The sequence below is a fragment of the Pantoea sp. X-Soil-ISGK-355 genome (genome assembly GCF_059730805.1).
In genome coordinates this window covers 2,372,229-2,396,155 of the sequence record NZ_AP035971.1, presented here as the reverse complement: position 1 = coordinate 2,396,155, position 23,927 = coordinate 2,372,229, and the positions used below count along the sequence as shown (strand labels likewise).

18 protein-coding genes and 1 tRNA gene are annotated in these 23,927 nt (G+C 54.8%); 15 read left to right on the top strand and 4 right to left on the bottom strand.

Going from position 1 to position 23,927, the window contains the following annotated elements:
* Nucleotides 1-14 precede the first annotated feature (14 nt).
* The 10 genes from AC6I8J_RS11095 to AC6I8J_RS11050 all read left to right on the top strand — a co-directional run bounded on the left by AC6I8J_RS11095 (nt 15) and on the right by AC6I8J_RS11050 (nt 10,392).
* Entirely contained in the window at nt 15-1,553 is a 1,539-nt protein-coding gene (locus AC6I8J_RS11095; protein ID WP_497825359.1) for a glycosyltransferase family 2 protein, read from the top strand.
* Between the two features lie 112 nt (nt 1,554-1,665).
* Nucleotides 1,666-2,775, top strand: a complete 1,110-nt coding sequence (locus AC6I8J_RS11090) for a hypothetical protein (RefSeq protein WP_497825358.1) — start codon at nt 1,666-1,668, stop codon at nt 2,773-2,775.
* 169 nt (nt 2,776-2,944) lie between these two features.
* A complete protein-coding gene (locus AC6I8J_RS11085; RefSeq protein ID WP_161736513.1) occupies nt 2,945-3,913 on the top strand; it encodes an HNH endonuclease signature motif containing protein in 969 nt (322 codons plus the stop codon).
* 142 nt (nt 3,914-4,055) lie between these two features.
* A complete protein-coding gene (locus AC6I8J_RS11080; RefSeq protein WP_003854529.1) occupies nt 4,056-4,778 on the top strand; it encodes an RNA polymerase sigma factor FliA in 723 nt (240 codons plus the stop codon).
* 50 nt (nt 4,779-4,828) lie between these two features.
* Nucleotides 4,829-5,332, top strand: a complete 504-nt coding sequence (gene fliZ / locus AC6I8J_RS11075; RefSeq protein ID WP_222925356.1) for a flagella biosynthesis regulatory protein FliZ — start codon at nt 4,829-4,831, stop codon at nt 5,330-5,332.
* 202 nt (nt 5,333-5,534) lie between these two features.
* On the top strand, nt 5,535-6,521 hold the full coding sequence (locus AC6I8J_RS11070; protein WP_161736969.1) for a D-cysteine desulfhydrase: 987 nt from the start codon (nt 5,535-5,537) through the stop codon (nt 6,519-6,521).
* A 113-nt stretch (nt 6,522-6,634) separates the two neighbouring features.
* Entirely contained in the window at nt 6,635-7,435 is an 801-nt protein-coding gene (gene tcyJ / locus AC6I8J_RS11065) for a cystine ABC transporter substrate-binding protein (RefSeq protein ID WP_031593429.1), read from the top strand.
* Entirely contained in the window at nt 7,435-8,103 is a 669-nt protein-coding gene (tcyL, locus tag AC6I8J_RS11060; RefSeq protein ID WP_013358251.1) for a cystine ABC transporter permease, read from the top strand. Before tcyJ ends, tcyL begins: the two co-directional genes overlap by 1 nt.
* Entirely contained in the window at nt 8,100-8,852 is a 753-nt protein-coding gene (gene tcyN, locus AC6I8J_RS11055) for an L-cystine ABC transporter ATP-binding protein TcyN (RefSeq protein WP_161736968.1), read from the top strand. The genes tcyL and tcyN overlap by 4 nt, the downstream gene beginning before the upstream one ends.
* A gap of 463 nt (nt 8,853-9,315) precedes the next feature.
* Nucleotides 9,316-10,392 carry an acyltransferase family protein gene (locus AC6I8J_RS11050; protein ID WP_161736967.1) on the top strand — a complete coding sequence of 359 codons (1,077 nt, stop codon included), beginning with the start codon at nt 9,316-9,318 and terminating at the stop codon, nt 10,390-10,392.
* Between the two features lie 318 nt (nt 10,393-10,710).
* On the opposite strand, the gene AC6I8J_RS11045 is transcribed toward AC6I8J_RS11050, so the two are convergent.
* Together AC6I8J_RS11045 and putA are read right to left on the bottom strand one after the other, a co-directional pair.
* Nucleotides 10,711-10,857, bottom strand: a complete 147-nt coding sequence (locus AC6I8J_RS11045) for a hypothetical protein (RefSeq protein ID WP_480343235.1) — start codon at nt 10,855-10,857, stop codon at nt 10,711-10,713.
* Between the two features lie 443 nt (nt 10,858-11,300).
* Nucleotides 11,301-15,248: a trifunctional transcriptional regulator/proline dehydrogenase/L-glutamate gamma-semialdehyde dehydrogenase gene (gene putA, locus AC6I8J_RS11040; RefSeq protein WP_497825357.1), complete on the bottom strand. Its 3,948-nt coding sequence runs from the start codon at nt 15,246-15,248 to the stop codon at nt 11,301-11,303.
* 451 nt (nt 15,249-15,699) lie between these two features.
* Between putA and putP the strand changes: the two genes are divergently transcribed.
* From putP to phoH, 5 genes are all read left to right on the top strand, one after another.
* Nucleotides 15,700-17,184, top strand: coding sequence for a sodium/proline symporter PutP (gene putP / locus AC6I8J_RS11035; RefSeq protein WP_033732967.1), 1,485 nt, complete (start codon nt 15,700-15,702; stop codon nt 17,182-17,184).
* Between the two features lie 190 nt (nt 17,185-17,374).
* On the top strand, nt 17,375-18,199 hold the full coding sequence (gene efeU, locus AC6I8J_RS11030; protein ID WP_033783356.1) for an iron uptake transporter permease EfeU: 825 nt from the start codon (nt 17,375-17,377) through the stop codon (nt 18,197-18,199).
* Nucleotides 18,200-18,253: 54 nt separating this feature from the next.
* Nucleotides 18,254-19,366: an iron uptake system protein EfeO gene (efeO, locus tag AC6I8J_RS11025; protein WP_222925359.1), complete on the top strand. Its 1,113-nt coding sequence runs from the start codon at nt 18,254-18,256 to the stop codon at nt 19,364-19,366.
* 2 nt (nt 19,367-19,368) lie between these two features.
* Nucleotides 19,369-20,646 carry an iron uptake transporter deferrochelatase/peroxidase subunit gene (efeB, locus tag AC6I8J_RS11020; RefSeq protein ID WP_161735994.1) on the top strand — a complete coding sequence of 426 codons (1,278 nt, stop codon included), beginning with the start codon at nt 19,369-19,371 and terminating at the stop codon, nt 20,644-20,646.
* 569 nt (nt 20,647-21,215) lie between these two features.
* Entirely contained in the window at nt 21,216-22,004 is a 789-nt protein-coding gene (gene phoH / locus AC6I8J_RS11015) for a phosphate starvation-inducible protein PhoH (protein WP_161735993.1), read from the top strand.
* 316 nt (nt 22,005-22,320) lie between these two features.
* Here the strand turns inward: phoH and AC6I8J_RS11010 are convergent, their stop codons facing one another.
* Nucleotides 22,321-22,878 carry a serine acetyltransferase gene (locus AC6I8J_RS11010; RefSeq protein ID WP_497825356.1) on the bottom strand — a complete coding sequence of 186 codons (558 nt, stop codon included), beginning with the start codon at nt 22,876-22,878 and terminating at the stop codon, nt 22,321-22,323.
* Nucleotides 22,879-23,712: 834 nt separating this feature from the next.
* Nucleotides 23,713-23,800 (bottom strand) — tRNA-Ser (locus AC6I8J_RS11005).
* Between the last annotated feature and the right edge of the window lie 127 nt (nt 23,801-23,927).

Sequence of the window (23,927 nt, the reverse complement as noted above, 5' to 3'; positions counted from 1 at the left end):
TGTGTGGGGTGCCGGTGGTTTCTCTGGTCGCCCCGGGTTATGAAAAACTCGCCATCTCCGATGCTTCGATTCGCGATATGGGTGGGGCGGGTGTCTGCTTTAGTGACGATCCCGCGGAACTGGAGAGCACGCGTGCCGGGCTTTATAACGTTCGCGACCACATGCGAAAATTTGAAGCAAATTTCTCGCAGCAGTTAACGCACTTTTTTAGTAAAACGCAGACGGCTGCAGAGAAGAAAAGTGAAGAGAAGTTTGTCTCAACGGAAAACTGGCTGGCCCATTATCCCGTGCCTGAAAAATATCTGGCTGAGACGGATGGCGGTCTGTCCCTCAGCGTGGTGGTTCTGGATGACAACTCATCGCAGCAGGCACTTGATATTACACTCACCTCACTTCATACGCTGTGCGTGGATATTAACATCTACGCCACTGTGGAAATGAGTGAAAAGGATTCAAAACCGAATCACTTCAGCCGCTGGTTAAGCCAACTGCTGGCTGAAGACCAGAATGAATGGATAATGTTCCTCCATTCTGGCGACAGAATTTTCCCGAATATTTTCAACAGTCTCTCTCTTTTCAGCGAAAAAATCACGACCTCGCTGGCATTTTATACAGACCGTATCTGGCTGGATTCGGATGGGGAGACTTCGTCACTTTTTCTGCCCGATTTTGATCCTGATTACTTTTTAGCGAAGCCAGAGTGCTTTGCCAGGGGGGCTTTCTTCAGACGTGAATTGTGTATGGAGATAATTAAATCACGTGACATTTCACCCCGGACGGTTGAAATCGATTTTTTATTCCCACTGCTCAATGCGCGAATGATGGCTGATATTCAGCATATCCCGCTGCCTGTGTTAGAGGTGTTATCAGCAGACAATAATAATGACGAGTTAACGCAGGCTTTACTGGCAGAGCACCTGACGCTGAGAGGGTACAGCAATGCTTCAGTTGAAAAAAATAAGAACGTGTTTGCTATACATTACAATACCTCAGCAATTAAAAAGCTTACCGTCGTTCTTATCGTAGACAATGAAATTGATCAGGTTAAGCGGACGCTGTCGACGTTTGTCGACACCGTCACTGATACAGCCTATGAAATCATTTTTATCGATAATCTGTCAGAAGACGAGAGCGTCAGAGCATGGCTATCTTCACTCTCAGAAATAAATGAAGATATCTTCAGAGTCTATTTCGTTGATGAGAAAATCAGCAGCGTCAGTGCGCTGAATTATGCTCTCTCTGTGGCGCGCGGTGAATTTACACTTTATCTTTCCTGTGGGGTTTATTTTAATAATAAAGCCTGGCTGAACGCATTGCTGAACCATTGCGGGCGTTCTGAACTCCTCGCCTGTGCGCCATTTTTAACTGATAAACGTCACCACCTCTACTCCCCGGGCATTATTGATGGGACGGTACGCTGCCACTATGATCAGTTCAACGCAGCAGACGGGACGTACAGCCCGGAACAGATTGTTCCGCAACGCTATTTACTGCTCAGCAGCGAATGTATCATGTTGAGAAACCGCAGCCTGCCATCAGGCAGGAGGGCTTAATGAAAAGTTCACTACCGTCCATGAGGCAGTCAGCGATCTGCTGTTAAGGGCGTCAGAAAAAGAATCTGTCATGTTAGCCGTTCCTCAGTCACGGGTATGTTGCGATGAAATCATGTCAGAAGCAGAACTTATCCCCGGCACTGCGCTCTTTACAGCCCAGTGGATCGACCGGTTAGCCCGTGACCCTGTTATGAATCCTAATCTCTCCTGGAGTGGTGAGCGTTTTGTACGGGAAAATAATAGCGCGCTGATAGCGGCCCGGCTGGGCTTAAAATCCGATTCGCTATTTTTGTCTGATCCCGAAGACTTCGCGGAAATTCAGCGTGTCAAAGATCGTCATCAGGCGATTACCCACTCCGCAAGCGGCTTACACACTCTGGTCACTCATCGTTTATCTGCTGGTGAACTTTACAGACTAAAACCTGAGTATGTTGTGCTGAGCGATGTGATGGCCAACAGACAGGTGCGGCTGTTACAGAACCGGCATCTTTTCCCTGACACCCGTTTCATTGTTGACATAACCCGGGCGTCGTTTAGCACGAACAGTCATCAGCGTGATCGTGATGCGATTATGCAGGGCGCGGACATGCTGGTGGTCAGGAATGCCGCTGCGCTGAAACTTTTCAGCCACAAAAACATGCTCCTTCAGGAGGATAAGCTCGGCACGGACTGGCAGGGACTCGTTCAGCCTGATTATCGTTCAGCCGAAAATGACGCAAAGCCCAGAGTGGGCATCGTGCTGACGGATTTGCACCCGGAAGACTGGCGGCACATTGAGGTGCTTATCAAGGAGATGTGTGAAGATGTCTGCTGGATTATTTACGGAGCCTGTCCTGACGCATGGAAAGCCTCTATCCATGAATATCATCGTAAAGTGCCGCAAAACAGGCTTGCGCCGTTGTTTCAGTCCTTAAATTTAAACCTTGCGCTTGCACCTCTCTCAGATTCGTTACTCAACCAGGCGGAAGGGCATCGTGTTATCGCGCAGTTAGGTGCCTGCGGTTACCCGGTGCTGGCCAGCGATCACGATGCTTATAAAGAGATAATGAGCGTTGAGCGTATTAAAAATAAAACGTCGCAGTGGCGATTTATGATTAACAAAATGATCCGCAATCCGCTTTTAATGCAAAGCCTCGGTGAAAACCTCTATCAGGAAGTTAACAGACGCTGGATTTACCAGTCGGGAGAACTGCCGGTATGGCTTGCCCGTAAAGATCGCTGATACCGGGAAGATGGGTACGTATACGTACCCATTCGGTGCATGGATTTCCACAGCCTGGCACAGTCAGCCAGATAATGACGATCATCCCATCCGTTACAGTTCCCCTCCAGCCTGCCGATAACTCTCCACAGAACAACATCATTTTTGATTTTAACTTTGTGGAGTGTCTATGCGCTTCAATTATGACCTGTTACCGGGCGAGCGGCTGACCTTCGAGGAGATCGCCCGGCGTTATGCGCTGCAATATCCTGATGATAAAGAGCTGACGGCGCGCGCCTTGCTTAGCCCGTCTACCGGCCTGCGCACGCTGAAAATCCGTGCGGTGTTCGCACGCGAAGAGAGCAACAGTCCGCTGGAAGATCTGCTGTTCATCTCCCATGACAACGAGCGTAAAAATTATCTGCGCCGCTTTGAGCACTACCTTAAGCAGAATCTCTCATTCCTCTATTTTCGTCGCAGCGACAACGAGAAGCGCGACAATCTGTGGAAAGTGATGGGCAGCAGTCAGGTCTTCGCAATGATCGATCCACAATCGGCCACGGCACAGAATCTGTTAAACAGTCGCGGCTATAAACTGGTGCTGATGCATCAGGATGATGAGGACATCTACTGGCAGCTCTTTAATCCGCAGGCGGACCCCTGTTTTCCGCAGTCGCAGCGTATTCAGTTCATCGTGGTGCTCAGTACGCCGCAGCACAAGGTCCCTGCAGCGGTGATGCCGGGTACTGAAGTCGGCCGTCGCGTCAAAGCACGGGTGCTGCAGCGTGCCAGCCAGGCGGAATTCAGCGCCGGTGTCAAAGCCCGCTACGGTGCCTGCGTGATGACCGGCACCGAGCTGACCGAACGGCACAACTGGCCGTGGGTGGAAGCCTGCCATATCGACACGCAGGAAGGCGATGATGGCGTCCTGGCGGACAACAGCATCGATAACGGCCTGTTTTTACGCAGCGATCTGCAGCGGCTATTTATTAACCGACTGATTAGCATTGATGCTGAATCAGGCGCGATTCAGGTGCATCCCGGCGAGGAGGCGCGGCAGCACATTGCGCCCTGGTATCAGGAGCTGGAGGGGCGTATCTGCAGTTTGTGGGCCGCGGTGCCGCCCGCCACGCGGCAACGGCTGCGCGCCCGTCGTTAATTCCAGGAGGCGTGCAGAAATAACTGCACGCTGACTTAACAAAAATCAAATAGCCTCGTTTTACCCCGCCTATTCAGCCAATCGAAAACGCTACAGAATTGGATAATCATGCCGATAACTTCATTAACGCAGGGTAGTCAACGTGAACGATTTCTATACCGCCGAAGGCGTGATGGACAAGCATTCGCTCTGGCAGCGCTACGTGCCGCTGGTGCGCCATGAAGCGTTGCGTCTGCAGGTTCGCCTGCCGGCCAGCGTTGAGCTTGACGACTTGCTGCAGGCGGGTGGGATAGGGCTGTTAAATGCCGTAGAGCGTTACGACGCGCTCCAGGGCACAGCTTTTACCACCTACGCCGTGCAGCGTATTCGTGGCGCAATGCTCGACGAGCTTCGCAGTCGGGACTGGGCACCACGCAGCGTGCGTCGTAACGCACGTGAAGTGGCGGGCGCAATGCACAGAGTGGAACAGTCGCTGGGGCGTTCTGCTTCCGAGCAGGAAGTGGCGCAGCAGCTGAATGTTTCCATGGAGGAGTACCGGCAGATCCTGCTGGACACCAACAATAGTCAACTTTTCTCCTACGACGAGTATCGGGAAGAGCACGGCGACAGCGCGGAACTGGTGACGGAAGGCCATGAAGAGGCTAATCCGCTTCACCAGTTGCTTGAAGGGAGTCTGCGTGAGCGCGTCATTGAAGCGATCGAAGCGTTACCCGATCGTGAAAAGATGGTGCTGACACTGTACTACCAGGAAGAACTGAACCTGAAAGAGATTGGTGCGGTACTTGATGTGGGTGAATCCCGTGTCAGCCAGCTGCACAGTCAGGCGATTAAACGCCTGCGGGCCCGACTTGCGGGAGCGCGCTAGCAGTATCAGTTCCTGGCGATTCAAAATTATAAGAAACCGGGGACTCAGTAATGGGAGCCAAGACCAAGGCCAGACCGTTAAGTCGTTATCTTAAAGACTATAAGCACAGCCAGAGCAACTGTTCACACTGTGGCAAGATATTAGATCGAATGGCGCTCGTTTTTCGTGGCCAGATCATCAATAAAGAGGCCATCGCACGGATGGACCAGATGATTGATGAGCAGCTGTGGCTGAAACTTCAGCCCGAACTGACCGCGCTTTGTCGTTTTTGTAGTGATATTTTTTGTAATACCCATCCTAATTACTTCGACATTATGGCGTTTAAACAATATTTGTTTGAACAGACAGAGATGAGCCCTAGCACGATTCGTGAATATGTGGTGCGTCTGCGTCGACTGGATGAGATGCTAAAAGCCAAAAATTTCCCGGCCGACAGGCTTAAAGGAAATAGCTGGCATCAGTGTCTGGAAAGCGATCTGCCCGATGCCGGTAATAACAATTACCGTATTGCGCTGCGCAAGTACGATCAGTTTTTAGGCTGGCAGCAGGCGTAAGCCTGTTCTGCACCGATTGCTCCCCCGCGTGCCTGCCGCACGTTCTCCCTTACCTGCCCGCCAGGGAAAAGGGAAGGGGGAGCACGGCGCTTCTTTCTTCTCACCTCTATTACCACATCTGCGGACACCGGAATCAGGGTGATCCTTTGCGCATCTTCTGCAACACTGTAAGGATAATTTTCATGCCCGACCGGAGGCAGCATTGTCTTTACATCTGTTACATCAATTCCCGCGTCTTGAACTGCTTGGCGCACCGACGCCGTTAGAACATCTGCCACGGCTTTCCGACTATCTGGGTCGCGATATTTTCATCAAACGTGATGACTTCACACCAGTGGCGATGGGCGGCAATAAGCTGCGCAAACTCGAATTCCTGGCAGCCGATGCGCTGCGCGAAGGTGCAGACGTGCTGCTGACCGCGGGCGCAATCCAGTCTAATCATGTGCGTCAGACGGCGGCCGTCGCGGCCCGGCTTGGCCTGAAGTGTGTGGCGCTGCTGGAAAACCCGATTGGCACCCATGCTGAAAACTACCTGAGCAACGGTAACCGTCTGTTACTGGACCTGATGGACGCGGAAGTGATTAGGGTGGATGCGTTGCACAACCCCACTGAACAGCTGGCTGAAGAGGCCACGCGTCTGGAAGCCCAGGGATTTCGCCCTTACATCGTGCCGGTCGGCGGCTCAAATGCGCTGGGTGCACTAGGCTATGTAGAGTGCGCGCAGGAGATCGCCCATCAGAGCGAAGGCGTAGTCGATTTCGCCGCCGTGGTTGTCGCCTCGGGCAGTGCCGGCACCCATGCAGGACTGGCGGTAGGTCTGGAGCATCTGCTGCCGGAAACTGAGCTGGTCGGCGTCACCGTTTCACGCCAGGTCGACGCGCAGTTGCCGCTGGTTGAGCGGCTGCGTCAGTCGCTGGCAGAGACGCTGGAAGTGGAGGCTAAGGCACCGATCACGCTGTGGGATGACTATTTTGCGCCGCGCTACGGCGAGCCGAATGATGAAGGCATGGCGGCGGTGAAACTGCTGGCGCAGCTGGAAGGCATTCTGCTCGACCCGGTGTATACCGGCAAGGCGATGGCCGGATTGCTGGATGGCATCAGCCAGAATCGTTTCCGTCGTGAAGGCCCGTTGCTGTTTATTCATACGGGCGGCGCACCGGCGTTATTTGCTTATCATCCTTCGGTCTGAGACAAGCGAATAAAACAGTTTATACTCCGTGCGTTATCATTCTGGACTGGCAGCAGCTCGCGGTGCTGCCCTTATAAGAACACACACACAATACTGTCAATAATGGGGTGAATATGTCCTTTTCTCGTGCAGGTCGTCAGATGGTGATGGGCGTCATGGCTGTGGCGCTGATCGCAGGCGTCAACGTTAAAACCTTTGCAGCCGAAAACCTGCTGAACAAAATTAAAGAACGCGGTACGCTGCTGGTGGGGCTGGAAGGCACCTATCCGCCATTCAGTTTCCAGGATGAAAAGGGCAAGCTGACCGGCTTTGAAGTGGAGTTCGCGGAACAGCTGGCGCAGCACATGGGCGTTAAGGCGAGCCTGAAACCGACCAAGTGGGACGGCATGCTGGCCTCACTCGACGCGAAGCGTATTGATGTCGTCATCAACCAGGTCACCATCTCTGATGAGCGTAAGAAGAAGTATGACTTCTCCACGCCATACACGGTCTCCGGTATTCAGGCGCTGACGATGAAAGCCAATGCGAACACCATCACTAAACCAGCCGACCTGGCGGGCAAGAAAGTGGGCGTGGGTCTGGGCACCAACTATGAACAGTGGCTGCGTGAGAACGTGAAGGGTGTGGACATCCGTACCTATGATGATGACCCGACAAAATATCAGGATCTGCGCTCTGGGCGTCTGAATGCCATTCTGGTTGACCGTCTGGCTGCGCTGGATCTGGTCAAGAAAACCGGCGATACCATGGCGGTTGCGGGTGATGCCTTCTCACGTCAGGAATCGGGCGTGGCAGTGCGTAAAGGCAACGACGATCTGCTGAAAGCGATTGACCAGGCGATTGCTGACATGCAGAAAGATGGCTCGCTGAGCAAGCTGTCTCAGAAATGGTTTGGCGCGGACGTGACGAAATAATGCAGGAAAGTCTTCAACTGGTGCTGGATTCAGCACCTTTTTTATTAAAAGGCGCGCTGTTCACGCTGCAGCTCAGCATCGGCGGCATGTTCTTTGGTCTGCTGCTGGGCTTTATTCTGGCGCTGATGCGTCTGTCGCGCTTCTGGCCGGTTCGCTGGCTGGCGCGGATCTATGTCTCGATTTTCCGTGGCACGCCGCTGATCGCCCAGCTGTTTATGATCTACTACGGCCTGCCGCAGTTTGGCATCGAGCTTGATCCAATCCCCTCCGCGATGATTGGTCTTTCCCTGAATACCGCCGCGTATGCTTCAGAGTCACTGCGCGGCGCGATTGCATCGATTGAACGCGGACAGTGGGAAGCGGCGGCGAGTATCGGTATGACCCGCTGGCAGACCCTGCGCCGGGTGATCCTGCCGCAGGCGGCCCGCACCGCGCTGCCTCCGCTGGGCAACAGCTTTATCAGCCTGGTGAAGGATACCTCGCTGGCGGCGACCATTCAGGTGCCGGAACTGTTCCGTCAGGCGCAGCTGATCACCTCACGTACGCTGGAAGTCTTCACCATGTATCTGGCCGCCTCGCTGATTTACTGGGTGATGGCAACGGTGTTATCTGCGCTGCAGAACCGGCTGGAACAGCATGTTAATCGTCAGGATTCGGAGTCGAAATGAGCGCCATCGAAGTCAGAAAGCTGGTGAAATCTTTTAACGGCCAGAGGGTGCTGCACGACATTGACCTTGATGTGGCCGCCGGTGAAGTGGTGGCAATTATCGGTCCCAGCGGCTCGGGTAAAACCACGCTGCTGCGCAGTATCAACCTGCTGGAAGTGCCGGACAGCGGCACCATCCGCGTTGGAGAGATCATCGTAGATGCGGCGCTGGCACAAAGTAAGCAGAAAGAGCAGGTGCGTCGTCTGCGTCAGCAGGTCGGGTTTGTCTTCCAGAACTTCAATCTGTTTCCGCACCGTTCGGTGATGGAGAATATCATTGAAGGACCGGTCATCGTTAAAGGCGAACCGAAAGCGGATGCGGTAGCCCGCGCCCGTACGCTGCTGGAGAAGGTCGGTCTGCATGGTAAAGAGGAGAGCTATCCGCGTCGTCTGTCGGGTGGACAGCAACAGCGCGTGGCGATTGCGCGTGCGCTGGCAATGCGACCTGAAGTGATCCTGTTTGATGAACCGACCTCGGCGCTGGATCCGGAGCTGGTGGGTGAAGTGCTCAGCACTATTCGCGCGCTGGCCGAAGAGAAACGCACCATGGTCATTGTGACACATGAGATGAGCTTTGCCCGCGACGTCGCTGACCGCGCTATTTTTATGGATCAGGGGCGCATTGTGGAGCAGGGCGAGGCGAAAGCGTTGTTCAGTAATCCTCAGCAGCCGCGTACCCGTCAGTTCCTCGATAAGTTTCTCAGTCAGTAACCTCACTGCCTTCCCGGGAAGGCAGTTTTAACCGACTCAATGGCCTCACTTTTTAACGATAACGGGCGGCTGTCAGCATAATGCGTGCCGTAATAGCACAACCCATTATTCAGCTGTTAAACCTTTTGCCACATCTGACAAATCTTTTCCTTTCATCGGATATTTAATGGTTTTTCCCGATACCGCTTTCTCTTATTTATATTCCCTGCAATATGAAACATTATTATCATTTATCCTGGCTGTGGCGCTGATAATTAGCGTATTTGCATGTTGATTAATAAGTGTAAGGAAACGTTCTGCAGAGTAAATAACTGTGGCATCAGGGCCACCCAGCGGCTTTTAAGAGTTTCGCTACATTCATCATCGGCTCAATGGCGAATAATCGCTGGATAATCATAAAAGCAATACTAATTTCCTCGCTTTTACTTTCCAGCATTCTGACCTACATAGCAGGAGTCATTGAATGAGCCAGACTAAGTCAGACCAGATCCTGTGGGTAGATACCCTTAAGGGCGCCTGCATATTGCTGGTGGTCCTGTATCACACGGTATTACCGGGTTTTGAAGGGACGATGAAATACCTCACTGCCGGATGGATCCCCGCCGAAATATGGATACAGTTTAATACGGTCCTGTCGCCGCTGCGTATGCCCGCCTTTTTCTTTGTGTCAGGATTGCTGGCGACCAATGGCATTATTAACCGGCCCTGGAAACAGGTGTTTACCAGTCGCATCACTAATCTCTTTTATCTCTATATTCTGTGGGGATTTATTCAGTGGTGGTCCATCATTGGCATCTCAACTGAAATTACCGGCCAGCGGATTTCGCAGAATCTGAATGCCGCCTATGCCGGTTCGCTGTTTGAATTTCTCAAGCTGACCTTTATGGCCATGAGTACCTCATGGTATCTCTACGGGCTGGGACTCTATTTCCTCTGTGCCAAAGTTTTTCGCCAATATAAGCTGGCCCTGGTGGCGGTGGCGATTCTGCTGAATTATCTGGCGGTCGAAAAAGTGATCCCGTTCTGGGGTCCGCAGAGTCTGGCGCAATATTTCCTGTTCTTCCTTTTAGGTGCGTTCTGGAGCCAGACCATGCTGCGCCTGAGTGAATGGCGGCGAGAGAATCTGATGCCCTGGGCGCTACTTGCTGCGGTCGCCGGTATTCATGTGATATTCGGTCTGGATAAGAGTCTGTTCCTGTGTGTGCTGGCGGTGTTGTTCAGTATTGCTGCATGCCGTTGGCTGAATCAGCATTTCAGCATGCGCTATCTCAACTGGGTGGGCCGCAATACGCTGCAGATTTACGTCATTCACCGTATTTTCATCGAGTTCTTTGGGATGTCCGCGATTCTGTTCGCGCAGCGGCATCATCTGTTCGAGCAGGCATGGTTTTCGTTTCTTTGGGCCTGTTTCTATCCGGTGGCCATCGTGGGGCTCTGTTCGGTCTGTTCAGTGGCAATCTGGTCGCTGACCAATCGCGGGGTGGGGCAGTCGCTGTTTGTGTTTCCGACGCTGATGAAGAGGGTGCCTGGCGGCGGGTGAGGGGCGCTTTGCAGTGGGAAGAGGACGCTGTGCAGCGGGCGGGCACTGAGAAGATTTCGCCCGCCAGGTGATGGGGAGTTTCAGGTTGCCTGTGCAGGCGGACGCGTTAAGGGGTGGATGCCCGCCCCTTAACAATCCCGGCGTCCGGCAGCCTGCGCGCCCCGCTCTGCGGGGTACCTTCGTCACGCCCTGCGGCCAGCGGACCGGCCGGACGCGCCATCCCTGGCGTGAACCGTCCTTTCGCCGACGTCCTGTCGGCTCATCCTGGCCTCCGATTGTTCCTCAGCGCTTCGGATGCCTCTGGCAAACCCCCGCCTGTTATCTCTTTTGTTTTCTCTGGTGCTGTATTGTCTGCTGACCTGAAAAGCCAAAGCCAAAGCCAAAGCCAAAGCCAAAGCCAAAGCCAAAGCCAAAGCCAAAGCCAAAGCCAATCCCGGAAACGTAAAGCGATAAAGTAACCAACACAGAAAGAAGAAATAACAGCGAGGGGTCAGGGAGGCCATCTGAACCGCTGAGCGGATGAGGGATTTCAGGACGAGCGACAGGGATGTCGCGAAGAGGCGGGTTCGCGCCAGGGATGGCGCGTCCCGGTGGTCCGTGAGAAATCCGGAAGAAGCGAAGGGACCGCGAAGCGGCGGTGAAGCAGGCCGGAGCCGGGGGTCAAGGGGCGCGGCGACTGGCGCCCCTTGTCGGTCGCCTGCAGAGGCGTGTCTGAAACTGCCCAACTGATCAGGCGAACGAAACCCTTCTCAGAGCCCGTTCGCGCAGCGAACCACCCCAGCTTTAGCGCATGCATCCGCCAGGCGAACGAAACCCCTCTCAGAGCCCGTTCGCGCAGCGAACAACCCACAGCAACAGCTCAGCTGTAAGCCCGTTCGCGCAGCGAACAAGCCCCTTAAGCTTCAGCGCTACCCAATGGTCATCAGACTCGCATTACCACCCGCCGCCGCGGTATTCACACTCAGCGAGCGCTCAATCAGCAGACGCTCAAGCAGCAGATTGGTTTCGCCACGGGCAAAGCCCTGCACCGAGACAATCGCGCCGTCACGCGCTGCAATCTGCTCGCACAGCGTACGCAGCTGATCGGCATCGCCGTGATAGATCACCGCATCAAACTCTGCCGCTAACGGATCACGTGCCAGCGTGATGCGCGCTTTCACGGCATCAGGCAGCGAGGCGCGCAGGGCGCGATGCAGCTCATCATCCTGCCACAGCGCTTTACTGCCCACGCTGGTGACCGCAGCCAGCTGGATCAACGCATCCTGCTCATTATCCGCCAGACAAAGCACCTGATCACGCGGCAGCAGCGAGAAGGTATTGCGCTCGCCGGTCGGGCCAGGCAGCAGACGGACCACGCCCGCCTGGGCCAGCTCGTCATAGTGCTGGCAGAGTTCAGCCAGTTCAGGCTTATCTTTCGCCCAGTTGCTCAGCGCCTGATGCGGTGCCAGCAGAGACTGACGTAGCGTGCTGTCTGCCGGACGCTCGGCATCCTGACGATCAAAGGTCAGACGCAGCGCGCCATCCGGACGACTGGCCAGCAGGCGGTAGAGATAGAGCGGACCGCCCGCTTTCGGACCCGTTCCGGATAAGCCTTCCCCACCAAACGGCTGCACACCGACCACTGCACCGACCATGTTGCGGTTAACGTAGAGGTTACCGACACGGGCGTTGGCCGTAACCTGTGCGATGGTCTCGTCGATGCGGGTATGCACACCCAGCGTCAGGCCATAGCCGGAGGCGTTGATCTGCTCAACCAGCTTCGGCAGGTTATTGCGGGTGAAGCGCACTACATGCAGCACCGGTCCAAAAATCTCTTTATCCAGATCGCTGACCTGATTTAGCTCAATCAGCGTCGGTTTGACAAAGGTGCCGCTGGTCCACTCTTTGCTGTCCTGCGGGTTATCCTGTACCGCCTGGTAAACCGTGAAGCCCTTGTTACGCATCGCCTGAATATGGCGATCGATATTGGCTTTTGCCTCGGCATCAATCACCGGGCCGATGTCGGTTGAGAAGCGCTCCGGATTGCCCATGCGGCACTCCGCCATCGCGCCGCGCAACATCTTCAGCGTATGGTCGGCGACATCTTCCTGAATGCAGAGCAGGCGCAGGGCTGAGCAGCGCTGTCCGGCACTGTCGAAGGCCGACGCGACGATATCGATCACCACCTGCTCAGTCAGCGCCGACGAGTCAACGATCATCGCGTTCATCCCGCCGGTTTCCGCAATCAGCGGCACCGGACGACCGTGTTGATCAAGGCGACCGGCCAGATTCCGCTGCAGCAAAGTCGCGACTGCGGTTGAGCCGGTAAACATCACGCCACGGACCCGATTGTCCCCGGTCAGCTGCGCGCCTACGGTTTCACCCTGACCCGGCAGGAGTTGCAGTACGCCCGACGGTACACCCGCATCCAGCAGGATCTGAACTGCCTGTGCAGCAATCAGCGGTGTCTGCTCAGCCGGTTTAGCCAGCACGCTGTTGCCTGCTGCCAGTGCAGCCGCAATCTGGCCGGTAAAGATCGCCAGCGGGAAGTTCCATGGGCTGATACAGACCACCGGACCCAGCGGACGATGGGTTTCGTTGTCGAAATCGTCACGGACCATACCGGCGTAATAATAGAGGAAATCCACCGCTTCGCGCACTTCCGCGATGGCATTGTTATAGGTCTTGCCTGCTTCACGCACCAGGATGCCAAGCAGTTGCTGCATCTGGCCTTCCATAATCTGTGCGGCGCGTTCCAGAATCGCCGCGCGCTCCTGCGGCGGGGTGGCAAACCAGATCGGTCCGCTGCTCACGGCGGCATCCAGCGCCACAGAGACTTCCTGTTCTGTGGCTTCACGCACCTGACCCACACGATCGCCCGGTGCGGCCGGGTTCAGAATGTCGCGCAACTCACCCGCACCCGCTTCACCGTCGATCATCGGCTCGGCCAGGCAGGGCTGTGCAGCGCTGCTCAGCAGGGCGCTGGAGAGTGAGGCGAGACGGTGCTCGTTAGCCATATCCAGACCCGCTGAGTTCACGCGGTTCTCGCCATACAGGTCACGCGGCAGGGGGATCTTCGGATGCGGCAGGCCAATGGCGCCTTCACTGGCACCCAGTTTCTCGACGGCAGTTACCGGATCGGCTACCAGCTCATCAATCGGCAGCGAGGTATCAGCGATGCGGTTTACAAACGAGGTGTTGGCCCCGTTTTCCAGCAGTCGACGAACCAGATAGGCCAGCAGGGTTTCATGGGTGCCGACCGGCGCATAGATGCGGCAGGGACGGTTAAGCTTGCCGTCCGCCACTTTGCCGACGACCTGCTCATACAGCGGTTCACCCATGCCGTGCAGACACTGGAACTCATACTGCCCCGGATAGTAGTTGTTGCCTGCCAGCTGATAAATCGCGGCCAGGGTGTGGGCATTGTGCGTAGCAAACTGCGGATAGATCAGGCTGGGAACAGAAAGCAGTTTGCGGGCGCAGGCCAGGTAAGAGATATCGGTGTAAACCTTACGGGTGTAAACCGGGTAGCCTTCCAGACCTTCCATCTGGGCGCGCTTGATTTCGCTGTCCCAGTACGCGCCTTTCACCAGACGGATCATCAGACGACGGCGGCTGCGCTGCGCCAGATCGATTAGCTCATCGATCACAAACGGACAGCGTTTCATGTAGGCCTGAATCACGAAGCCGATGCCGTTCCAGCCTTCCAGCTCTGGTTCGAAACAGAGCTTTTCCAGTAAATCCAGCGACAGTTCCAGGCGGTCAGCTTCTTCTGCGTCGATGTTGATGCCGATGTCATAGGAGCGAGCCAGCAGCGTCAGTGATTTCAGAATAGGGTAGAGCTCTTCCATCACGCGCTCATACTGTGCGCGGCTGTAGCGGGGATGCAGGGCTGAGAGCTTGATGGAGATGCCCGGGCCTTCATAAATGCCACGACCATTCGACGCTTTACCGATGGCGTGGATCGCCTGCTGATAAGAGAGCAGATAGGCTTTAGCATCGCCTGCGGTCAGGGCCGCTTCGCCCAGCATATCGTAAGAGTAACGGAAGCCTTTCTCTTCCAGCTTGCGGGCATTGGCCAGCGCTTCAGCAATGGTTTCACCGGTGACGAACTGCTCACCCATCAGACGCATCGCCATATCCACGCCTTTGCGGATCAGGGGCTCGCCGCCCTTACCGATGATGCGGTTGAGCGAGCTGGAAAGATTCGCCTCGTTGTGGGTTGAGACCAGCCGGCCGGTAAACAGCAGGCCCCAGGTCGCGGCGTTGACAAACAGCGACGGGCTGCGGCCCAGATGCGACTGCCAGTTGCCGTTGCTGATCTTGTCGCGGATGAGCGCATCGCGCGTTGGCTTGTCAGGAATACGCAGCAGCGCTTCCGCAAGGCACATCAGCGCCACGCCTTCATGTGAAGAAAGAGAGAACTCCTGGAGCAGGCTTTGCACCATACCGGCGCGTCCGGTTGCACCTTTCTGGTGCCGCAGCCTGTCGGCGAGCTGATAAGCCAGCTGATGGGTTTTCTCTGCCAGCGCTGCCGGTAAGCGCGCCTGCTCCAGCATCATTGGCACCGCATCGGTCTCCGGGCGACGCCAGGCGGCAGTCACCGCTGAACGCGTCACGGACTGAGGTAAAATCTGCTCTGCAAAGTCAAGGAACGGCTGATGCGTCTCCTCTGGCTGGGTGTCGTCAGACTCGGCCGCCGCCTGGGCAGAAAGCGGGATCTCCGGCACGGCATCGCCGCTCTCCAGCTGGCCCAGGTAATTAAAGATGGCCTGTTTAATCAGCCAGTGTGGCGTGCGATCAATACGCTGCGCAGCCAGTTTGATGCGCTCACGTGTTGCGTCATCCAGTTTCACACCCATGGTGGTTGTAGCCATGACTCCAGAGCTCCTTAATAGTGGTTCGGTACGGCGTTGGCTGCACTATCACTTAAGTTGCAACTTTGTGCAACCGTGTTAAATGTGAGCCAGTTAACACCCTTCTTACATCGGCAATTGTTAAATCCCGCAATGCGGCACGGATATTGCTGCAAGATCCTCGCCAGGTCGGCAGGCCCGATAAAAAGCGGGTTTACGGCCGGTTATACAGAGGTACAACCGGATAACTGTGAGCGAGTGCAACCTATCAGCACGTTTTCACAAACGGTTAGTGAAATCACTGTAACGCCTGTGTTAAATCCATTGTGCGCGGAACGCCTTTCCGGCAGGATACCGCGCCGCTGGGAAATGACTGACGCCCTGACGAAGAAAATCGACCCGCTTTGCCCCGTTCCGGCAGGCGGGTAGCTGGCGATTTCTCTGGGATATCAAATAATAAGTGGAGAGACAGATGAGTGTAAGTACACCGATGCTGGTGACCTTTGTGGTTTATATTCTTGGGATGGTATTAATCGGTTTTGCGGCTTATCGCTCGACCAAAAACTTCGATGATTACATCCTCGGTGGCCGCAGTCTGGGTAGCGTGGTCACGGCACTCTCTGCCGGTGCATCCGATATGAGCGGCTGGCTGCTGATGGGCTTACCGGGAGCCATTTTTATTTCCGGCATCTCTGAGAGCTGGATTGCGATTGGCCTGACGATCGGTGCCTGGCTGAACTGGAAAATCGTGGCCGGTCGCCTGCGTGTTCAGACCGAGCATCACAATAACGCGCTGACCCTGCCGGACTTCTTTACCAGCCGCTTTGAAGACCACAGTAAAATTCTGCGCGTCATCTCCGCTATTGTGATTCTGGTATTCTTCACCATCTACTGCGCCTCGGGCGTGGTGGCCGGTGCGCGTCTGTTTGAAAGCACCTTTGGTATGGACTACCAGACGGCTCTGTGGGCGGGTGCAGCAGCGACCATTCTCTATACGCTGGTGGGCGGTTTCCTGGCGGTGAGCTGGACCGATACCGTTCAGGCAAGCCTGATGATTTTTGCGCTGATCCTGACCCCGGTGTTTGTCATTATCGCAGTAGGCGGCTGGTCCGATTCGCTGACGGTGATTGAGGCGAAAAGCCTTGAAAACCTCGATATGCTCAAAGGGCTGAACTTCGTCGCGGTCATCTCCCTGCTCGGCTGGGGTCTGGGCTACTTCGGGCAACCCCATATTCTGGCGCGCTTTATGGCGGCAGATTCGCATCGCTCTATCCGCACCGCACGCCGTATCGGTATGGCGTGGATGGTGCTCTGTCTGGCGGGCGCGGTGGCCGTCGGTTTCTTCGGTATCGCCTACTTCCAGAACAACCCGACCCTGGCAACCGGCGTCAATGACAACGCTGAGCGCGTCTTTATCGAGCTGGCACGCATTCTCTTCAACCCGTGGATTGCCGGTATTCTGCTGTCAGCGATTCTGGCAGCCGTGATGTCCACGCTGAGCTGTCAGCTGCTGGTCTGCTCCAGCGCCCTGACCGAAGACCTCTATAAAGGCTTCCTGCGCAAAAATGCCAGTCAGAAAGAGCTGGTATGGGTAGGGCGTCTGATGGTGCTGCTGGTGGCGTTGATTGCGATTGCGCTGGCGTCAAACCCGGAAAACCGTGTGCTGGGCCTGGTAAGCTACGCATGGGCGGGTTTTGGTGCGGCGTTTGGTCCGGTAGTGCTGTTTGGCGTCTGCTGGAAGCGTATGAACCGCAACGGTGCGCTGGCGGGGATGATCATCGGTGCGCTGACCGTGCTGGTATGGAAACAGTATGGCTGGCTGGGACTGTATGAAATCATCCCTGGCTTCATCTTCGCCAGCATCGCGATTGTAGTCTTCAGCCTGATGGGACGTGAACCTTCAGCCGAAGCGCAGCAGCGCTTTGCTGCCGCAGAAGCGGAGTTCCAGACCAAATAAGCGAAGCGTTAGTCATGAGAGCCCGCCCCGTAAGGAGCGGGCTTTTTTGTTACAAAGATAAATCACCCAAAGATGAAATTATCTCCGCCAGTAACTTGTTTTTTTCGCAGCGATAATGATAATCGGTATCGTTTACACTTTACCTGATTTTACTGTTCATTGACGCTGCTTAACATTCAAGAGGTTGGCGATGTTTGTTCCATTTCTCATCATGCTGCGCGAAGGGCTTGAAGCCGCGCTGATAGTCAGCCTGATAGCCAGCTATCTCAAGCGCACCCAGCGCACCCAATGGTTTCCGGCAATGTGGGCTGGCGTGTTTATCGCCGCTGCGCTCTGTCTGGGTCTGGGTCTGTTTATCAATGCCACTACCGGTGAATTCCCGCAAAAAGAGCAGGAGCTGTTTGAGGGCATCGTGGCGGTGATTGCGGTGGTGATCCTGACCTCAATGGTGTTCTGGATGCGCAAAGTCGCCCGAAACATCCGGGTCGAACTTGAGCAGGCGGTCGATCAGGCGCTGCAACGTTCCGGTCGGGGCGGTCTGGCGCTGGTGCTGATGGTATTTCTTGCCGTGGCACGTGAAGGGCTGGAGTCGGTGTTCTTCCTGCTGGCGGCCTTTACGCAGGATGTCGGTTATGCGCCGCCGATCGGCGCGGTACTGGGTCTGGCAACCGCCGTGGTGCTGGGCATGCTGCTTTACTGGGGCGGTATACGCCTGAACATGGCGCATTTCTTCCGCTGGACCAGCGTCTTCATCCTGTTTGTCGCAGCGGGCCTGGCAGCCGGTGCGATTCGCGCCTTCCACGAAGCAGGATTGTGGAATCGCTTTCAGGATGTGGCCTTCGATCTCAGCAATACCTTATCGACCCATTCGCTGTTCGGTACGCTGCTGGAAGGCATTCTGGGTTATCAGGAGACGCCAAGCGTGAGTGAAGTGACGATTTACTTCGTCTATCTGATCCCGGCGCTGATTCTGTTCTTTATGCCTGCGCGGCCTGCAGCGTCGGCAACGGTCTAATCAGACATTTTTAGGCGCGCCCGCCGCGCCTGCAACTTAACAGGGAATATCGAGATGACAATGCGTTTCCGCCGCAAGGCGCTGCTGCTTCCTCTGCTGGCAATCTCCGCATCGGCTACCGCAGCGATTCCTCAGGTTACCGTAAGCGTCAATGACAGGCAGTGTGAGCCGATGAACCTGACGGTCAAGGCTGGCAAAACCCAGTTCCTGATTAAAAATAACAGCCAGAAAGCGCTGGAGTGGGAGATCCTCAAAGGCGTGCTGGTGGTGGAAGAGCGTGAAAATATCGCACCGGGCTTCAGTCAGAAGCTGACCGCTAATCTGGAAGCGGGTGAATATGAGATGACCTGTGGCCTGCTGAGCAATCCAAAAGGCAAGCTGATTGTAAAAGGTGAGGGCGCAGCGACAAACAGCACTTCCGCACGTATGCAGCTCGAAGGGCCGATCACCGAATATAAAGCTTATGTGACGGAGCAGGTGAACCAGCTGGTGAGCAGCACTCAGGTATTCACGGACGCGGTTAAAGCGGGCGATGTGGAAAAAGCCAAAGCGCTGTTTGCCCCAACGCGTCAGTACTATGAGCGCATTGAGCCGATTGCTGAGCTGTTCTCCGATCTCGACGGCAGCATTGATGCCCGCGAAGATGACTACGAAAAGAAATCAGCCGATCCGAAGTTCACCGGTTTCCACCGTCTGGAGAAAGCGCTGTTTGCTGATAACAGCACCAAAGGCATGGCGGACTACGCTGAGCAGCTGAATAAAGATGTGAAAGATCTGCAGGTGCGCATCAGTGAGCTGGCCTTTCCGCCAGCCAAAGTGGTCGGCGGCGCAGCCGGTCTGATTGAAGAAGTGGCCTCCAGCAAGATTTCCGGCGAAGAAGATCGCTACAGCCGCACCGACCTGTGGGATTTCCAGGCCAATATCGATGGCGCACAGAAAATCGTTGAGCTGCTGCGCCCTCTGGTGAGCAAAGCGAATCCGCAGCTGCTGGCCAAAGTTGACGCCAACTTTAAAAAAGTGGATGCGATCCTGAGCAAGTACCGCACCCAGACCGGTTTCGAATCCTATGAGAAGCTGACCAGCGCCGACCGTAACGCGCTGAAAGGGCCGATCACCGCGCTGGCGGAAGATCTTTCATTACTTCGTGGCACTCTGGGTCTGGATTAATCATGAGTCGTAAGGAAGATGACGCGCAGCCTGCGCGCCGTCGTTTACTGAAAGGACTGGGTCTGCTGGGCGGGGCAGCGGCCATCGGCGGCGGCTGTCCGTTCCATACCGCTGCCGCTGACAGCTTTTCGCCAGGTACGGTGACGCCGCAGGCGCGACAGCAGACGCAGCCGTTTTATGGTCAGCATCAGGCGGGGATCACGACGCCCCAGCAGGCATCAATGATGCTGGTGGCGTTTGACCTGCTCAGCAGCGATAAAGCCGAACTGAAGCGTCTGTTTCAGCTGCTGACCCAGCGTATCGCCTTTCTCACGACGGGCGGTCCGGCACCTGCGGTCACCAATCCGCAACTGCCACCGATGGATTCCGGCATTCTGGGGGCGACGATCGCGCCGGATAATCTGACGATTACCGTATCGGTCGGGCATTCGCTGTTTGATGAACGCTTTGGTCTGGCGCCGCGTAAGCCGAAAAAATTGCAGCCGATGACGCGCTTCCCCAATGATTCGCTGGATGCCAGCCAGTGTCATGGGGACCTGCTGTTGCAGATTTGTGCCAATACGCAGGATACGGTGATTCATGCCCTGCGTGACATCATCAAGCATACGCCCGATCTGCTGGGTGTACGCTGGCGGCGTGAAGGCTTTATCTCCGACCACGCGGCACGCAGTCAGGGGCAGGAGACGCCGATCAATCTGCTGGGCTTTAAAGATGGCACCGCGAATCCGGATACTCACGATTCTGCGTTAATGAAACAGCTGCTTTGGGTGACCGCGGACCAGGATGAACCTGCCTGGGCACGCAACGGCAGCTATCAGGCCGTGCGGCTTATCCGCTTTCACGTCGAAATGTGGGACCGCACGCCGCTGGGTGAGCAGCAGACTATCTTTGGACGCGAGAAGCTGAGCGGCGCGCCGCTGGGGATGAAGCATGAGCGTGACGTTCCGGATTACGCCCGTGATCCGGACGGCGATGTGATTGCACTGGATGCGCATATCCGTCTTGCTAACCCTCGTACACCTGAGACGGCCAGCAGCCTGATGCTGCGACGTGGCTACAGTTACTCGGCGGGTATCTCCGCATCCGGCCAGCTGGAGATGGGGCTGCTGTTCGTCTGCTACCAGCACGATCTGGAACGTGGGTTTCTGACCGTGCAGCAGCGTCTGAACGGTGAAGCGCTGGAAGAATATATCCGGCCTTTTGGCGGCGGTTACTTTTTCGTTTTACCCGGTGTCCCCGACGCCAGCCATTATTTAGCACAGTCGTTGCTGGAAGCCTGATTAAAATTTAACCATCGCAGGCGGCTTATCCTCAACCGCCTGCCTTTTAGGTTTCAACGCTTTGCTTACTGAGTTTTAGCTGAGATTAAGCCATGCTCTGGCATATATCAAATAAGCTAATTCACTGTAATCTATGGATTTTACATTTCGCCTTAAAAGAAATAGTTACGTGTGATTAGCAATTCCTTTGCCAGCAGGTAAAATTACTATTGCAAAGGTCCAACGAAATGATGCACTTTATTCAACAGGCGTAATCGGATGTGTCGATGTATCACACTGGAGTTCGCGCATGGGTCGAGTCTTTTATGGAACGTTACTGTCACTGAATAAATTGCGCCTGACCGCGAGGGCAATTCTGCCTCGTTATTTCTCCCTTCCTTCAACCATTTCTTTCGTCTTAGCACAGCCTGTTTTATCCGGTGTTCAGCCACGCTATTGCGCTGCTGTATACCCACTATCCTGTCCTGTCATGGCTCAAAAGGAAGCCAACTGAAACCTCTAAAGCGTTCACGTAATCGCAACGGGCCACCGGCCTGCGCGGGAAATGAAACCAACTGAAAGGTGCCACTATGGGAAGACAGAAAGCAGTGATCAAAGCGCGTCGTGAAGCAAGAAGAGTGCTTCGTAATGACTCCCGGAGTCATCGTCAGCGTGAAGAAGAGTCGGTCACTTCGCTGGTGCATATGAGCGGACTGGATGCCATTGGCATGGCGCGCGATACGCGTGACCGGTTGCCGATTGAAGCCCGTAATGAAGCTCAGGCGCACTATCTTAACGCCATAGAGAGAAAACAGCTGATCTTCGCAACCGGTGAAGCCGGGTGCGGTAAAACCTGGATCAGTGCTGCGAAAGCGGCTGAAGCCCTGATTAATAAGGATATCGACAGGATTATCGTTACGCGCCCGGTACTTCAGGCAGATGAGGATTTGGGATTCCTGCCCGGTGATATTTCTGAGAAATTCGCCCCTTATTTCCGCCCGGTTTATGACATTCTGGTTAAACGTCTTGGCACATCATTTATGCAATATTGTCTGCGTCCGGAAATTGCCAAGGTAGAGATTGCGCCCTTCGCCTATATGCGAGGCCGCACCTTTGAAAATGCTGTGGTGATTCTGGACGAGGCGCAGAACGTGACCGCCGCGCAGATGAAAATGTTCCTGACCCGACTGGGCGAAAACGTCACGGTCATTGTTAACGGCGATATTACCCAGTGCGACTTGCCCGCTGGGGTGCCTTCCGGTCTCGCGGACGCGCTGGCGCGTTTTGAAGAGGACGAGATGGTTGGCATTGTGCGCTTTGGCAAAGAGGATTGTGTGCGTTCTGCGCTTTGTCAGCGCACCCTGCACGCATATAGCTAGCGTTCGATTGAGTAGAAGTGTAGCGCCCAAACCCGGCTCCGGCCGGGTTTTCTTTTGTCTGTTCAGGTTAGGGCGCCAGGACGGAGTGGATGTCAGAATAACAGGTGACGTCGTTAATGATGGCACCGCAGACTTTGATATAAAAAAGCTGAGGCAATGGATGTTGCCTGACGGACTTAATAACAGGCTGATGCTGATAAGTCAGGCATTAAAGGCTTAATCATGACTTCGTATTAATGCAGGCTGGCATTCAAAGGTACGCCCTGCATAGCGTTATGCAGGAAACTTTCGTGCAGTTTAACCACAATGCTGGCTGTTATTTACCGCGGATGACCAGAATTTTTTCGGTATAAACAACGCTATTGTCCGGGATGCTTTTATTGATAAATGACATCGCGCCGATAGTCACGTTACTTCCTATGACCAGGTCGTCCCCAATGATGCAACTTCCGGCACCCACTTCAACGTTATCGCCAATAACGATGCGGGCGGATGTGCTGTTATCTGTGCGGCCGGGGATGCCGATCGTGGAGTTCTGACGGATTTTGAAATTACGGCCAATAACGGTGCATTCATTTATCACCACCGATAAGAAGTGGCTGACGTTCAGTCCCGGTCCGATTTGGGTGCCGGGCTGGATTTCAGTGTTGTACTTCTGAATTAATTTGCGATTAATTTTCTTCGCGAGCCTCTTTGAGGTTTTACTCTCGGAATGGTACAGAAATGAGACAATCCGCCACCAGAAGTTAAATCGCCTGTCCGGACACTTTAAGGCTTTATGAAGCGTACGTGTCCAGCTAAAAGGTTTCTCACTCACCATCACTTCGAAGCGTAAACATTCATACAGGTGTTTTTTTAATTCATCTTTTTTCATCGTTCATTATCAGCGTCTTGCAAATTTTTAGCCGCGTATAGTAACAGGCTATAGCAGATGCCTTTTGAGGCAGGTCATTTAATGTGTCGCAGAATTAAATATAAACTTTCCAGTTTGAGAATTACGTAAATTTAATTAATGGCCTCAAATAAGAATAATGAGCAAAGGATAGGAAAATTAAAGAAGAGAACATCAGCGAAGAGAGGAATTCGCTCAGCATGCGATCGTTTCCACTGTGGGGCTTCTCACCCCCTCTCGTAGTGCAATATGCAAAAAAAAAAGCCTGAACGTTTGTTCAGGCTCTTCTTCAGAATGTGGCGGTGAGAGGGGGATGGATTCGCTGCGCTCACTCTGCGGGCAGCGTCGCAGGCTCCGCTGTCCAGCAGCTTTCACCTGCTGTCGAACCCCGGCGGGGGTTCTCACCCCCTCTCGCAGTGCAATATGCAAAAAAAAAAAGCCTGAACGTTTGTTCAGGCTCTTCTTCAGAATGTGGCGGTGAGAGGGGGATGGATTCGCTGCGCTCACCCTGCGGGCAGCGTCGCAGGCTCCGCTGTCCAGCAGGTTTCACCTGCTGTCGAACCCCGGCAGGGGTTCTCACCCCCTCTCGCAGTGCAATAGGCAAAAAAAAGCCTGAACATTTGTTCAGGCTCTTCTTCAGAATGTGGCGGTGAGAGGGGGATGGATTCGCTGCGCTCACCCTGCGGGCAGCGTCGCAGGCTCCGCTGTCCAGCAGGTTTCACCTGCTGTCGAACCCCGGCGGGGGTTCTCACCCCCTCTCGCAGTGCAATAGGCAAAAAAAAGCCTGAACATTTGTTCAGGCTCTTCTTCAGAATGTGGCGGTGAGAGGGGGATTCGAACCCCCGATACGTTGCCGTATACACACTTTCCAGGCGTGCTCCTTCAGCCACTCGGACACCTCACCACATTTACTTCGCTGACCGCGCTGGGTCAACGGGGCGCTACTATAGGGAGTCGGCTGAAAAGGGTCAAGCACTATTTTTTTCTTTCGATCTATTCGCTTAAGCTCTGAACGAATCGATTTACTGCGG